The 13675-nt window shown below is 53.1% G+C and carries 14 protein-coding genes; 5 read left to right on the top strand and 9 right to left on the bottom strand.

The genetic code is table 11. The annotated features are described in order from the left end of the window. Nucleotides 1-95 precede the first annotated feature (95 nt). Nucleotides 96-1370, bottom strand: coding sequence for an OFA family MFS transporter (locus AArcSt2_RS05195; RefSeq protein WP_250583771.1), 1275 nt, complete (start codon nt 1368-1370; stop codon nt 96-98). A gap of 574 nt (nt 1371-1944) precedes the next feature. Between AArcSt2_RS05195 and AArcSt2_RS05190 the strand changes: the two genes are divergently transcribed. Together AArcSt2_RS05190 and AArcSt2_RS05185 are read left to right on the top strand one after the other, a co-directional pair. Further along, the gene (locus AArcSt2_RS05190; RefSeq protein WP_174654320.1) at nt 1945-2946 is read left to right on the top strand and encodes a linear amide C-N hydrolase; all 1002 of its coding nucleotides are present in this window, start codon (nt 1945-1947) and stop codon (nt 2944-2946) included. Between the two features lie 538 nt (nt 2947-3484). After that, nucleotides 3485-4636 carry a hypothetical protein gene (locus tag AArcSt2_RS05185; protein ID WP_250583321.1) on the top strand — a complete coding sequence of 384 codons (1152 nt, stop codon included), beginning with the start codon at nt 3485-3487 and terminating at the stop codon, nt 4634-4636. Nucleotides 4637-4641: 5 nt separating this feature from the next. On the opposite strand, the gene AArcSt2_RS05180 is transcribed toward AArcSt2_RS05185, so the two are convergent. Next, complete coding sequence (locus AArcSt2_RS05180; RefSeq protein ID WP_174654318.1) at nt 4642-4830, bottom strand: hypothetical protein; 189 nt, start codon at nt 4828-4830, stop codon at nt 4642-4644. 218 nt (nt 4831-5048) lie between these two features. On the opposite strand from AArcSt2_RS05180, the gene AArcSt2_RS05175 reads away from it, so the two are divergent. Continuing rightward, entirely contained in the window at nt 5049-5489 is a 441-nt protein-coding gene (locus tag AArcSt2_RS05175; RefSeq protein ID WP_250583320.1) for a pyridoxamine 5'-phosphate oxidase family protein, read from the top strand. A 7-nt stretch (nt 5490-5496) separates the two neighbouring features. Here the strand turns inward: AArcSt2_RS05175 and AArcSt2_RS05170 are convergent, their stop codons facing one another. The 4 genes from AArcSt2_RS05170 to AArcSt2_RS05155 form a co-directional block, all read right to left on the bottom strand. Beyond that, nucleotides 5497-6537, bottom strand: a complete 1041-nt coding sequence (locus AArcSt2_RS05170) for a deoxyhypusine synthase (protein WP_174654316.1) — start codon at nt 6535-6537, stop codon at nt 5497-5499. 47 nt (nt 6538-6584) lie between these two features. Further along, the gene (locus AArcSt2_RS05165) at nt 6585-6860 is read right to left on the bottom strand and encodes a ubiquitin-like small modifier protein 1 (RefSeq protein ID WP_174654315.1); all 276 of its coding nucleotides are present in this window, start codon (nt 6858-6860) and stop codon (nt 6585-6587) included. Nucleotides 6861-6973: 113 nt separating this feature from the next. Beyond that, nucleotides 6974-8179, bottom strand: a complete 1206-nt coding sequence (locus AArcSt2_RS05160; RefSeq protein ID WP_250583319.1) for a DUF8167 domain-containing protein — start codon at nt 8177-8179, stop codon at nt 6974-6976. After that, the gene (locus AArcSt2_RS05155; protein ID WP_174654313.1) at nt 8176-9408 is read right to left on the bottom strand and encodes a potassium channel family protein; all 1233 of its coding nucleotides are present in this window, start codon (nt 9406-9408) and stop codon (nt 8176-8178) included. The genes AArcSt2_RS05160 and AArcSt2_RS05155 overlap by 4 nt, the downstream gene beginning before the upstream one ends. Nucleotides 9409-9522: 114 nt before the next feature. On the opposite strand from AArcSt2_RS05155, the gene AArcSt2_RS05150 reads away from it, so the two are divergent. Continuing rightward, entirely contained in the window at nt 9523-10671 is a 1149-nt protein-coding gene (locus tag AArcSt2_RS05150) for an NAD-binding protein (protein WP_250583318.1), read from the top strand. A 9-nt stretch (nt 10672-10680) separates the two neighbouring features. Here AArcSt2_RS05150 and AArcSt2_RS05145 read toward each other — a convergent pair whose 3' ends face one another. The 3 genes from AArcSt2_RS05145 to AArcSt2_RS05135 form a co-directional block, all read right to left on the bottom strand. Then, nucleotides 10681-11406 (bottom strand): guanosine phosphorylase, encoded by a 726-nt coding sequence (locus AArcSt2_RS05145; protein WP_250583317.1) that lies wholly within the window; start codon nt 11404-11406, stop codon nt 10681-10683. A 62-nt stretch (nt 11407-11468) separates the two neighbouring features. Beyond that, the gene (locus AArcSt2_RS05140; protein WP_250583316.1) at nt 11469-11960 is read right to left on the bottom strand and encodes a hypothetical protein; all 492 of its coding nucleotides are present in this window, start codon (nt 11958-11960) and stop codon (nt 11469-11471) included. Nucleotides 11961-12038: 78 nt separating this feature from the next. Next, complete coding sequence (locus AArcSt2_RS05135) at nt 12039-12902, bottom strand: DUF63 family protein (protein WP_250583315.1); 864 nt, start codon at nt 12900-12902, stop codon at nt 12039-12041. 101 nt (nt 12903-13003) lie between these two features. On the opposite strand from AArcSt2_RS05135, the gene deoC reads away from it, so the two are divergent. After that, complete coding sequence (gene deoC, locus AArcSt2_RS05130) at nt 13004-13663, top strand: deoxyribose-phosphate aldolase (protein WP_250583314.1); 660 nt, start codon at nt 13004-13006, stop codon at nt 13661-13663. Nucleotides 13664-13675 lie beyond the last annotated feature (12 nt).

The raw sequence follows: 13675 nt of genomic DNA, 5'->3' as shown, positions 1-13675 counted from the left end.
TGATATATTCGCGTCTGTGCGTTGTCATTGATACTCACGACCAGAGATTGAGCCAGAAGAGATGTGAGTCGTGGTCCTGTCAAACCCCGATCGGTCTACAGATCCTTACTCGCGATCGGCGGTCGAAGCAGGAAGCCAACGCCACCAGCGGCCAACGCGAGGACGCCGCCCACCACGAACGTGGCCTCCCAGCCGATGAGTACGACTAACCAGCCAACGACACCGCCGCCGAAGACACCGCCCCACATTTTGCCTGAGTACACCAGCGAGTAGTTCGCCGAGGAGTGTTTGCTTCCGTAGTAGTCGCCGACCAAACTCGGGAACAGCGAGAACTGCGAACTCCAAAAGAAAACCGCGATCGCGACCGCAACGATGTATCCAATACCGCTTTCGAGACTCCCGAAGGCAACGACAGCAAGAGTCCCAACCCCACATAACAGGAACGAGATAGCCGTAATTAACTCGCGGTCATACCGATCAGACAGCCCACCGACAACGAGTCGACCGGCTGCAGAGCCGACTGGAAGAACCGTCGCAGCGATTGTTGCCGTCGCAGCGGTCAGTCCAACCGCTTCGGCGTACAGAATCGTCCGAGCGGTGATCATCAGACCGGCTGCGCTCACTGCAAAGAACATAAAGTACATCACCCAAAACTGCCAGGTTCGAACCATCTCGCGCCAGGTGTAGTGCCGACGGCCTCCGTCAGCAACAGCCGTGGAGCTCTCTGTTTCTGTCTCACTTGAGTCAGACTCAGCGACCCAGTTATGAGGTGGGTCTTTGAGCACCACTGTCCCGACCATGATACCGACACCGATGAGCACCCCCATGCTCCAGAGACCAGTTGTAATCGCATCGCCGGCGATCATATACCGAATAAAAGGAACGAATGCTGCGCTGCCGGCGGCAAACGCCATCGTCCCAATACCGGTCGTCAACCCACGTTTGTCAGGGAACCATTTGACGGCGGTATTGACCGCGACGGTATACACCATTCCGACACCAGCCGCACCCAACCCATAGAAGAGATACACCTGCCAGAGCTCCGTTGCGAAGGCTAACCCGACGTAGCCACCGCCCGCAAGCACCCCTGCGATGACCGTAACGACGCGCGGCCCGTGGCGATCGCGCCACCACCCGGCGGGAAACTGTACGAGCGCCATAATAACGACGTACGCGGTAAAGACGAACCCCAACGCCGACAGCGAGGCATCGAGTTCAACCGCGAGCGGGCCTTCAAGAGACGACCAGACGTACTGGTAAGGGCTCACCAGCGCCATCATCACTGCGGCGGCAACGATCTGCCACCATCGTGAGTAGCCCAAGATGCCGCGTGCAACGTCGTCGATGTCGTTCGGATAGACGCTACTCATTGTCACTGAGAGACTGATTGTCGACTGCCTGATTCATATACTGGGTGATTGCGGTGGTCTCTGTTGTATATTCCGTTTCTTCGTTCGTAGCTGTGTGCGGCATTGTTGGTATGGGGTCTCCGCCTTCGATCGTGCCGTTGCAGTGGACGTGAATTACCGTCGCATGGCCGATTTATTGTTGAATTGTTGGACAATCGCCACTAGTTAATCCGACTCTTGAAAGGCCGAAATTTAATTACGAGTGCTATTCGGGTCGTTCGTTTATGAAGGCTAAGCGACGAGTTAGCCCTCAAGCTCGGCGTCATCAGACGTACCTGCGGCTGCCGCCACCGAGGTGGGCCTTGATGATCCTTGCCTACGTGGCCGTTATTGGCGTCTCGATAGGCCTCATTATTTGTGGAGTGTGCCGATATCTGGGCTCAAGTCACCGCAGGTGATCCCGAGTTGGAGACACCAACCCGACCAGAACGTATCAGTCTGGGCCAGACACAACTTATGTTCTTGCTCGTGGTATTGCAACAATATGTTGGCCCCCCGAACACACAACGGCCAAGAGTCAGGAGAACGATTATAGATGTGTACGCGACTGGTTTATATCGGACCCGAGAACTTCGTACTTACTGGGCGGTCAATGGATTGGCACAGTGAGATTGGAACTAACATCTGGGTATTCCCACGCGGGATGGAGCGAACTGGCGAAGTCGGTCCGGCTTCGATCGAGTGGACCGCCGAGTACGGTAGCGTTGTTGCCTCCGCGTATGACATCGCGACGACCGACGGAATGAACGAAAAGGGGCTTGTTGCGAACGTCCTATGGCTCACCGAATCCGATTATCCCGAGTGGGACGGCGACAGGCCTGGGTTGTCAATCTCGCTGTGGGCACAGTACGTGCTCGACAATTTCGGGACGGTCACCGACGCAGTCGAACACCATCGGAACGAGGACCTCGTCGTTGTTTCCGACGAAATACCCGACGAGGATCGGTTCGCCACCTTGCACCTGTCCGTCTCGGACGCCACCGGTGACAGCGCCATCTTCGAATACATAGACGGCGAGTTGAGGATCCACCACGATCGCGAGTATCAGGTGATGACGAACTCCCCGCCGTTCGACCAGCAACTCCCACTCGAGGCGTACTGGTCGGAGATCGGCGGTACAGTCATGTTACCGGGAACGAATCGCCCGGCCGATAGATTTGTCCGCGCAAGTTTTTATGTGGGTTCGATTCCTCAAACCGAGGATCGCCGAACCGCAACAGCGAGTGTCTTCGGCGCGATCCGCAACGTCTCCGTACCCTACGGAATCAGTACGCCGGACGAACCCCATATCTCTTCGACACGTTGGCGCACCGTTGCCGATCACCGGGACCGACGCTACTACTTCGAGTCGGCGCTCTCACCGAATGTCTTCTGGCTAGACCTCGACAACATCGACTTTGCCGCCGATTCCAGCGTTCGATCACTGGCGCTCGGTGAGCATCAGGCGAACGTCTTTGCGGGGAATGTTGACGACGATCTCGTCGAGACCGAGCCATTCGAGTTTCTTGGTGTCCCCGTTTCACCAGGAGGATCATAGTTTCTCGAGTTGACATCCTCCCCGCGCTAAAGCGCGAGGCTTTCGCCTCGAATTTCCCGTAATCTCCAGCGAGTGCGTCCGATCAGTGGGAGTTGCGGAAGGCCACTCCTAGATAAAAATAAACGAGCAGTCAACTGGGGCACGTGCACGGAGCGATACGGTCGGGAACCAATCATTGTACTCTCGGCTGAACGATGGTACACCGATCGGTGATACATCGTCTTCTCCGACCGTATGAATCGGTGGCCTCGGCACTCATAGGGATCGTCACAAAGCGGTGCCACCCGCTCTCGGATCGGTACGTATCGTCATCGGCCATCTGCAACTACACGCAACGAACAAAAGATGGTTGTGGTTGTGTACTTCCGATCGATCGCCCAGCAACAACATACGATAAAAATACCATCCACGCACACAGAGATTCATATCAAATACGGCCGCTTATGCCCAAAATACGTACGTAGAACAGCCAGACCTATCGAATTTGGTGAATCACGACTATGGCGATCAAACCGAAATAGGTCACTTGTGAACACCCATGACTGATCGACACGAGACCAAAATCACGGCCGAACAGCTGTCACACGAAGTGATTGATACCGAAGTGGTTGCGACGACACTCATTGAGCAAACATTAGTCGCTCGTCAAATCGTCGGTGCCGATGTTGCAGCGATCGGCAACCAGCCACCAGTTGACCGCCAAGCGGAGGAACAGAGCTATGAGGCGCACGAACACCGCGGGATGGGTGCTGCATCTCATATCGAGGATGAACAGAGACATCGCGAAATGGGCGCAGAAACCCACAGCGAGAGAGGGCAAGAGGATCAAGGGATGGATGCGGGAGCACACACCGAATCAGATTCAGGTGTTGATCCGGCGAAACCACTATTCGAAGAGCCGTCGGGAAATTATCCGGTGACAGAGCCACCTGATTCAGGCAGCGGTAGTGGTCCGGCGGACCGACCAGAGACGACCGCTGATGGGATTGCGCTCGATCGACCAACGATCGATATTGCAGCTCAAATTACGCTTGACGTTGACGAAACGGTGCAGCTCCAAACTGAATTAACGGAACAAACAGTGGTTGAGACGACAATCTCACCAAGAGCAGCAGACGGTCCTGAATCAGGCTATGATGAGATCGAGGATACAGAGCTGGATGCGATCGGACGCATGGTTGTCGAAGCAATGCTAGAGATCGAAACACCGGATGAAAAGGCCGTAACAGATGCGCTTAGGACCGTTGAACGGGTCTCGCCGGGGCAGCTCCGAACCACGCTTGTTGAAACACGAGTCGTCGAAACTGAACAGATCGAACACCGACAGATTCTGGCCGAGGTGTTGGAAAACGAACTCCAAAGCAGTACAACAATTGGAACACGAACAAAAGCACGCAAAGACCCTGTTGCAGGCGAGAGGGAAACAGCCGAAGGCGCTGATCAGACGCATGAGCTAACAATCAATGATTCGACTGTGGGAAAAACAGTCATGTCCGCTGGCTCTGCGATCGGTACCGTCACCGCAGTCGAAGCAGAAGCACTTGTAGTTGACCCGCAGCCGACGATCGCAACACGGATCAAATCAATGTTAGACTGGGGCGAAACGGATGACGAGTATCGGGTTGGGCGTGCAGATATCCTCAAAGTGACTGACGATACAGTCGAGATTCAAGAGCCGAACGGAGAATAATTTGATCAGTCTGCGGCTGTTTCGGGTGCAATCAAACCGATCGCCTGATTATGTGTATCCATTAGATTCACAAGTTGGCGATCGCAGGTTGTCGAAAATAACTGCTGGACGCGATCGCTTGCAGGTGTTGGGTCGCTCGGACTGTACTCTGGTGTCGGTTCAACGGTCGACTGTGTCTGTGAATGGGTGCTCATCGTAGCGGTGAGAGGATCTCAAAAAGCGGTGCTGCGGATTGGAAGAGTTAGGCTACGATGGATACTACAAACATGATAGTTCATCCAACAGTCCAATATATAATAAAAGTTAATGATAAATCAAAGATTGCCGAGTGTGAGCAACTAGCTGTCGTTCCGACAGACTGTATTTCCAAGCGCACTGTGTATTGAAGCCGAACGGACACGAACACGGTGATATGACTTTTGAGCTCTCGGACTTTCCGTACACCTACACGATCGGGATGACCGATCGCGAGCGCGATGAAAAGCTCTCAGCGGAGTCTGTTGGTGTTCTTGGGTTGGCAGCAGAGAATACTGCCTACTGCGTCCCTGTCGGATATCATTACGGCGACGACCGACTGATTATTCGACTCCTCTTTGGCCCACAAAGCAAGAAGCGAGGGTATTTAGATAAAACAGAGACTGCAATGTTTGTTGTATACGGACACGAGGGCCCCAGAGATTCTTGGAGTATCATTGTCCGGGGATCACTCACACGCATCCCCGATAGTACGTTTTCGATCGCAGAATGTCGATCGATGTTCGGACCAGTTCGGCTCTTTGGTGAAAACGTTGATGAGGCAACTGTTGAACTGTACGAGCTTCAGCCGACGTCAATTGTCGGTCGTCGGACGTAACACCCCACTACGGTTTGTTTTCGATCCGTTCCCGTGCTGCTGCGACTAACAGTGGTAAGAAAATCGTCGCATCACCGGTTATTGTTGCGTTTCGAGCATCTTTTTCGAGTTTCCCCCACGATCGCGCCTCATCGAGCGTTGCGCCGGAGAGCCCACCTGTTGAGACAGGATCCATCGTAATCTGTACCGCATAATCGTACGCATCGGGACTGACGAGCATCGTCTGGAGAGTGAAATTCTTTGGGACGCCACCGCCCACAAGCAAACACCCAGCCCGATCGGCATAGTACGCCATGTCGGTCAATGCGGTCATATCACCGAGTGCGTCTAGTGTTAGTCCAGACGTCTGTGAGTACATCCATGCCTGCAATCCAAGTACGGAATCCTGCACTGCTGGACAGTAAATCGGAACATCACACTCATACGCTGCAGCAGCAATCCCAGCATCCTCTTTGATCCCTTCGTGTTCGTTTATTTCGCTATTTGCACGTCCAAGCTCAGCACACAACTCCGCAATGCTCACACTCTCCTGTTCTGCAAGCGGTGGAAACACCGCTTCACGAAGATGGCTCTCAAACAGTGCAAAATGCTCCTGTGGCAAGTATACGTTGTAGATCCGATCGACCTCCTCATCACGAAGGGATTCATCAAACTCTCTGTCGTTCATTTCCGGATTGTGATGACGACCGTGGTGGTGTTTCCCACCGATCGCTTCGATCGAATCATGTGTGAGGTTTGCGCCTGTGGTGATCAATGCATCAACGTATCCATCACGGATGAGGTCTGACACAATTCGACGCATGCCGGTTGGAACCATCGCACCCGCAAGCGACAGGAAAATCGTACACTCGTCATCTGCAAGCATGTCCGCATAAATATCCGCAGCTTCATGGACTGCTGCAGCCCCAATCCCTGCATGCCCATACTGTTCAATTAGCTCTGCAACGGTCATGCCAGCGTGAACGCGGCTGTGTCCGATCGGGTTGTGATCAAACTCTATCCGCTCCGGTGGTTCGTACTCGAACTCCTCGTCATCGTGGTCACTCATACTCGGTTTCCGTCGGCGATCGGTTTTAACGATCCGAAATAGTTCGACTATCCTCCACTCACAGGTGGGAACAGCGCAAGCTCATCATCCGGTTCGATCGAGGTCTCCAACCCAGATAGCGAGTGAATGTTTGTTCCGTTGATGAGGAGATTGATATGGTCATGCAGCTCTCCATCTGCAACAAGCACCTCATCACTCAGTGATGGATGCCGTTCGAGTAGCGCATCCAATGCGTCACCAACGGTTGCATCCGAATCGATCGCGAGTGAAATGGTCCGCTCTCCTGCAATCTCTGCGAGGTTAGCGAAGAGTTTCCATTGCATGTGTGTTGACAGTCCGCGCGTTCTCAAGAGCGTTGTGCCCGTGACTGCTGCGACGACTTCAGTCGTGGGCTTTCTCTTCGAATCTCTGTAATGGATCCGCAACGGGAGTACGCTTAGTCAGCAGGTTCGGCTTGCACTTCCGGCTGTTCAGCCGCTGGCTTTGGTGTCGTTGCAGCCTCTTCGAGCCGTCGAAGGACGGCCGGGCGGCCGATCGCATACACCGTTTCATTTCCGGAAAAGACTCGATCACGAGCAGGTAACGCTTCAAGCGTCCCATCTGCGGATCGGACGGCAATGATAATTGCGTCTGTCATGGATAGGGTTTCATCCGTGAGTAGACTTTCTGGGGACACCTCAACCGAAGCGATTGTTTCATCAACGCTTCGCAGAAGGGTGGCAAACTCCCGATCAGGACGTGGTGTTTCCGGGAGCGTCACCAATCGGTAGCTTTGGGATGGATCCACTGTTTCGATATCATTTTCATCGATCGCAATCGTCGAGATATCGCCAGAGACGCTTCGAAGCTCGCCAGATACCACAAGTTCTGGGCCCTCAGCAGCCGTCCACAGCTGTACCAGGTCCCCTGCTGCCGCGTTGTTTGGTGGGTCTGCAGTGACCGCAATTGCAACTGTGCCTGGCGCAAGTGTTGGTCCCACACCGGCCATTCGTGAACCAACCGCTAAGTAGTCAATCTGTCCGTCATCAGTGAGATCAACATCAACATAGCCAACCGCGTAATCTTCTTTAATTCGATCAACAATCCGTTCTCGAAGCTCTTCAACAGTTAATCGCCGTGGGAAATGGAATCGCTTGCCGGCCATCTCGGTTTTTGTCTCTTTCGAGACTGGGTCGTAGCTATCCATGTCTTCAATCTCCGTTGGAAGGGTAACCATTGTTGTCCGACCAACCGATCGAACAACTTTGCCCATTTCTCCTTCAATGTCTCGAAGCCCTCGAATTGCAAACACATCCACTGCGATTCGGTCCCCCAGCCGCTGTCCAACTGGTGCACCTGCTGTCGCCACACCGAGTGCTACCACATTGAAAAGTACCACTTCGATTCTAAATAGGTCAACAGCACCTTCTCCAACCACTACACCAAGAGATGCGGTGTTAATGTAGAGTGCAACAACTGCAACGCCGATCAGAATTGCAATCCCCTCTGGCACCTCCTCACGGAAATACCACCGATAGATAACCGCAATTACTCCAGCACCGAATACTGAGAGGATACTATAAATAACGAGCGTGATCATTGCAACAAGCGGATCGGAGAATGTAACACCGGACTGTCCAAGGATCAATTCGGTCTCAATCATGCTGCTGCCTCCGTGAATGATCGGAGATCATCTTGGGTGCCAATCACATAGAGATCATCACCGGCACTGAGTGGCTGTGATCCGCTTGGCGTTACCTGCCAGCGTTCGTGTTTCGCAGCGATGATGACAACACGGTATGTTTCTCTAACTCGGTTTTCTCCGATTGTCGTGCCATCTAACGGGCCACCAGCAACCACGGTCACTTTTTTCAATCTCGCACCAGCCTGCCGTAGGATCGTCGCGAGTTCAAACTCCCGCCTTGTTCCTCGAGAAAGCACAATAACCGTCCCACGTTCGGACTGCAACAGTGTTTTTGCTGCTGACCGAGGGACCGCAACCGTTATTCGGCCTTCTCCTCCTGTTGTGAGCGGTTGAGTAGCTCCACTGGCACTGTCTGTCCCCCCATCCGTCTGTACATCTGTGGTTGCGGTGGCCTCCGCTTCTTTTTCTTTATCCTTCTTTTTTTCACCGGATTTCGCTGCGATTAACTCACCAGCAATTGACCCATTTTTTGTGAGTATTTGAACGTGCTCACCACGAGCCAATCCACCTGGAATAACTGCACTGATTGAGACTGCACGTTTGCCTTTTGGGACCCGTTTTGAGGTGCTTCCAGCCGGTGGAGCTGCTGAAACCGTTGCCTTCGCATCTGTTGTAATATTTGCAGACACATCTGCGAGGTCTAATTCTGATCGGAGTCGGTCAGCAAACCGTGTTTCAAGCTCTTCGATCGGGATATCTGCAGGAAACGTCCACTCCCCTTCTTTGATCGCAGTCCGATCTGCGGTGGTAAGTGGTGGGTAGCCTTCCAAGTCACCAATTTCACCAATAACGGTTACACGTACTTGGTTTCGTCCACCAACAAGCTCGACCACATCTGTATTGAGTGTTCGATCGCGAAACTTTCGAAGCGAAATCTTTCGCGGGACGTTTGCACCAAGTTTGTCACCTTGCGAGTGTGCGTACAGCGAGAGCATCAACACAACAATAATTGCCGTAACGACTGCAACGGCATTCTCTGAGGTCTGGATATTCTCGTCAGCAAGTGCCATCAGCCCACCATTGACTCCTGCAATTGCTAATGCTAGAACAACAACACCAAGCCCAGGAATCGTTACACCCGTAAAATACTTGAATACAAATCCGAGCAGTCCAGCGATCACTGCCGGAATGATTCCGGTCAGCACACCAAGATAGATGCCCAAGAGAATCTCAAACGGAAGCGCCATACTATCCTGCTTTGTGCCTCCTCTACTATACAGTTACCGCAACCGACACAACCCACTGCATCAACAGGGTATAATCCCGCGGTATATATAGGAGCGATAGACAATAGCAGATAGATGGCGTGGAGTAAAGAGTGGGTAACTGTTCGTGCGTCAGTTTTATTGACATTTGCAGTTGCACTGCTCTCAATCATTGTTGGGCTCATACACATCTCAACCGGTGGTATTGATGGCGCGCTCGCAGACTACGTTCCAGATGTTGTTCGACGGACCGTTGGATTCACAGGGACAATTACCGGATTCACAATGCTTGGCAGTGCGTACGCACTCAAAAACCGATATCGTGTTGGGTGGTACGCAACTGCAGTGTTGCTCCCGATCACAGCACTTCAGGGTGCGCTGCAGGTGTCACCATTCTCTGTTCCACTGATCGTTCTCTCTGTTGTTTCTGCACCGGCGCTGATATACAACCGAGACCGTTTTGATCGTACCTTTTCGCCGTCAGCGACCCAGTTGGCCGCAGGGGTTGCGCTTGGAACGGCGATCGGATACGGAACAATCGGCTCCTATGCGCTTCGCGATGAATTTGAAGGTGTGGTCTCGATTACGGATGCATTTTATTATACTGTCGTCACCGCAAGTACGGTTGGCTACGGTGACATCTATCCAATAACGGAACTTGGACGACTCTTTGGCCTCTCTGTACTGTTGTTGAACGTTGCTGCCTTCGCTGTCGCACTTGGTGTGTTGCTCACGCCCGCGATCGAAGCACAGCTCTCGAAAGCCCTTGGACGTATGACCGAAAGCCAATTTAACCTCCTTGACGAACATATCCTCCTCTTGGGTGATGGGGATCTGACGGAACCGATTATTCAAAATATTGACGAAGAGACTGATGTCGCGATTATCACAACCGATGAGGCTCGTGCACGACGACTCAGCGAACGAGGCTATCCTGTGCTAACAGCGGATCCAAGCGACGAAGAGCCGCTGCAGAAAGCAGGCATTGAAAATGCCCGTGCGGCAATCGCTGCGACAAATAACGATGCCCACGATGCATTAGCAATTCTTACTGCAAGACAGCTCAATCCAGAGATCCACATCCTTGCCGCAGCAACCCAGCGTGAAAATGTTGCGAAACTCCGTCGCGCAGGTGCCGACCGAGTCATCAGCCCAGCCCTTATTGGTGGTCGATTGCTGGCGAACTCTGCGGTTGGAAAACGGGATGCTGAAGACGCGTCGGATCAGTTACTGGGCGAAAAATAGATCGAACGATTACAGTGACGCAGCCGCTGAAAGCGTAATTGCGATCGCCCGCTCGACATTGTTCTTTGCTTTCTCAGGTAGCTCATCATCGCTGTCCGCGCCTTTTTGTGTCCCTTCAACAAGATTTCCATCAACGGTACAGATTGCTCCTGCACGCATTCCTTTTCTCCGAGCGAGGGCAAACACAGCAGCGGCTTCCATCTCGATCGCAAGCAGATTGGCTGCTTCCCAGTCTTGGACAAACTCCTCGGATTCATTGTAGAATGCATCGTCCGAAACGATCGGTCCAACGTGAACATCCTCATCGTTCTCTTCCGCTGCATCAACAAGTGCAGTTAGCACGTCATAATCTGGAACAGCAGGGTAGACTTCCGACTCATACCGTTTTGAGGTTCCCTCTTCTTTTGCCGCGCCAGTGGCGACAACCATGTCACCGATCTCCATTCCGTTCTGAAGCGCCCCGGTGGTTCCACAACGGATTACGGTTTCAACACCAACTGCGTGTAGCTCTTCAACTGCGATTGCTGCAGATGGGCAGCCAATACCGGTCGAACAAATCGTCAGATCCGTTCCCTCATACGTTGCATTAACAATCTTGTACTCGCGATTCTCCGAGATTGTTACTGGGTTTTCACACTGCGCTGCAATTCGATCGACGCGTCCTGGATCGCCCGGAATGATTGCAATCTCGTGTACGTCACCCTCCTCGATGAGTAGATGCGGCTGTTTTGCCATATACAATTCCACAGCCGAGAGCATGAAAAACCGTCCGATCGACATCCCACAACGGTCGTGCGCTAACTTGCGACGACAACTGCAAGCAGCGGGACAACAACGACGATTGTTGTGCCAAAGACGAGTGACGATCGGAGCCACTGTCCACGTACCGCGGTAGATTGCTCTTCGTAAATTCGCCCCCCTGCCCGTGGGAGGACAAGATGCGCGAAGAATACATAAATAAAGATGACAACAAGCGTACTCGCGAGGAGGTGCGCCAATATGTCTATACCAGCAACAGTTACTGATGCGACTGACGGAACGCCAATACCGATGACCGTCGCAACAACCGCATAGAGAATACCTGCAAGGAGTCCTGCAGCGTGATGTGCGATCACAGCATCCCGAAACGGAACGGTATCTGCAGATCGGCCGGTGAGAATTCCAGCTGCAACGTACGCTGGCGTGAACCCATCCGCCCGATGGCTCATTGGCCAGTTCATTACGGCGGCGGCAATAAGCCCGGAGATCGCTCCGAGACCGATCGTCTCAGCTCCGATCAATCCAATCATACACGAGTCACTTCCTATAGTGGCTTACAATTCGGGTTACATAAACATTCGTCGGACATGACCAGTCAGTACAGTGGACTATATCCCGGCAGTTGCAGCAAATAAGAGGAGGTTGTGAACTGCAGGCCCAAGCCCGACTGCAGCAATAAACCCAAGCAGCAGCCGCCCTTCCGTTGGTTCTTCATCAACATACTCTGCCATGAGCGCAACGACACCGCAGACGATGATGACTTTTACAATAATGAACAGCCACCCTGCACCGATGAACTCCGCAGTTGGGAGCGAGTCAGCAAACAGAATAATCTCTCTGGAGAGTGGAGTTCGCTCACCGAATCCAAGGATATCGATTCCAACCGTCGTAGAGACCGCATCAAGTACATGCCCAAACACCGCAAGGAGCCCAACTACCCCGGTGACTGCTGCATCTGATGGGCGGATTCGTTTAAATAGGGCCCAAACACCTGCTGTGACGGGGATAGATGCGATCGCGGCAACTGTCGGCCAAAATAGCTCGAGTGAGGCTTGCTGTGCACCAATATAAACGATCGCACCAACAAGCGGAAGCAATACGACCGCACCAACACCGCCCAAAATGAACGGCAGCTGTTCTTCGGTACTTCTTTTATTGCTGATAATCCACACCGCCCCCGCGATCGCAGCGGTGCTCAGATACACTGCTGGAGTCCCACCCAATGGCTCCAACACTGCTGGAAGCCCACCGATCACGAACAGTACGTGGCCTGCTGCACCTACTGAGATCCATGGTACGAGTGCGAGAATCTGTGCTTCTTCGACCGTCGGTTTGGCCTGAAATAATCCATACCCAACGGCTGCAAGTGCGGCAAGCAATCCGATCAAGTATGGCAGCGGTGGGAGTGCAAACCCATCCGGCAACAGGGACGGAAACTGCAAAACAAGCATCTCCAGAACAGAGAAGTCCATAGCTCAACTGGTGCGTGGGCGGAGTGAAAACGTTACGGAACCTCGATCTGTGATCGTTTCTAACCATCAACGACTATAGGTATGGTGATGCAAGGTCGGGTATGGACCAACAAACGCTTGCACCGATGATTGACCATACCGTGCTCGGGCCAGAGACGACGATCGACGATGTGAAGCACGTGCTCGATGCGGCGATCGAGTACGGAATGAACGTCTGTATCCCACCATGCTACGTCGCAGAGGCAGCCGAGTACGCACCGGAGACGACGATCGCAACCGTCGTCGGATTCCCCCACGGACAAAATGCGCCGACAACAAAACAACAAGAAGCGGTCGTTGCATGGAAAGCCGGGGCTGATGAGGTTGATATGGTGATTAATATTGGACGGCTCAAATCAGGTGCAGGTGACGCGGTTGAATCCGAAATCGCGGAAGTCGTTGCAGCAGTCCCGATCCCGGTGAAAGTCATTATTGAAACGCCATTGCTCACTGACGAAGAGAAGCACCGTGCGTGTAGTGCAGTTCAATCAGCGGACGCAGCGATGGTAAAGACAGCAACTGGATTTGCGGATTCATCGGGCTACGAAGGAACCACGGGTGGCGCAACGGTTGCAGATGTTGAGCTCATGTCGGCGTATCTCCCGGTCAAAGCAAGCGGTGGCATTGGAAGCTACGAGGACGCAATCGCAATGATTGAGGCTGGTGCGGAACGAATTGGTGCTTCAAGCGGCGTCTCAATTGTCACCGGTGCACCGGAGTAACGTGAATCACCG

The sequence above is a fragment of the Natronocalculus amylovorans genome, assembly GCF_023638035.1.
GTDB classification, from domain to species: Archaea; Halobacteriota; Halobacteria; order Halobacteriales; family Haloferacaceae; genus Natronocalculus; species Natronocalculus amylovorans.
This window is presented reverse-complemented; position numbering and strand designations above follow the sequence as displayed.

Coding starts and splice junctions, on each gene's coding strand:
- AArcSt2_RS05140 (WP_250583316.1), bottom strand. CDS start 11,960: ATGATTGGATTGATCGGAGCTGAGACGATCGGTCTCGGAGCGATCTCC.
- AArcSt2_RS05175 (WP_250583320.1), top strand. CDS start 5,049: ATGACTTTTGAGCTCTCGGACTTTCCGTACACCTACACGATCGGGATG.
- AArcSt2_RS05170 (WP_174654316.1), bottom strand. CDS start 6,537: ATGAGTGACCACGATGACGAGGAGTTCGAGTACGAACCACCGGAGCGG.
- AArcSt2_RS05165 (WP_174654315.1), bottom strand. CDS start 6,860: ATGCAATGGAAACTCTTCGCTAACCTCGCAGAGATTGCAGGAGAGCGG.
- AArcSt2_RS05195 (WP_250583771.1), bottom strand. CDS start 1,370: ATGAGTAGCGTCTATCCGAACGACATCGACGACGTTGCACGCGGCATC.
- AArcSt2_RS05180 (WP_174654318.1), bottom strand. CDS start 4,830: ATGAGCACCCATTCACAGACACAGTCGACCGTTGAACCGACACCAGAG.
- AArcSt2_RS05160 (WP_250583319.1), bottom strand. CDS start 8,179: ATGATTGAGACCGAATTGATCCTTGGACAGTCCGGTGTTACATTCTCC.
- AArcSt2_RS05185 (WP_250583321.1), top strand. CDS start 3,485: ATGACTGATCGACACGAGACCAAAATCACGGCCGAACAGCTGTCACAC.
- deoC (WP_250583314.1), top strand. CDS start 13,004: ATGGACCAACAAACGCTTGCACCGATGATTGACCATACCGTGCTCGGG.
- AArcSt2_RS05135 (WP_250583315.1), bottom strand. CDS start 12,902: ATGGACTTCTCTGTTCTGGAGATGCTTGTTTTGCAGTTTCCGTCCCTG.
- AArcSt2_RS05190 (WP_174654320.1), top strand. CDS start 1,945: ATGTGTACGCGACTGGTTTATATCGGACCCGAGAACTTCGTACTTACT.
- AArcSt2_RS05145 (WP_250583317.1), bottom strand. CDS start 11,406: ATGGCAAAACAGCCGCATCTACTCATCGAGGAGGGTGACGTACACGAG.
- AArcSt2_RS05150 (WP_250583318.1), top strand. CDS start 9,523: ATGGCGTGGAGTAAAGAGTGGGTAACTGTTCGTGCGTCAGTTTTATTG.
- AArcSt2_RS05155 (WP_174654313.1), bottom strand. CDS start 9,408: ATGGCGCTTCCGTTTGAGATTCTCTTGGGCATCTATCTTGGTGTGCTG.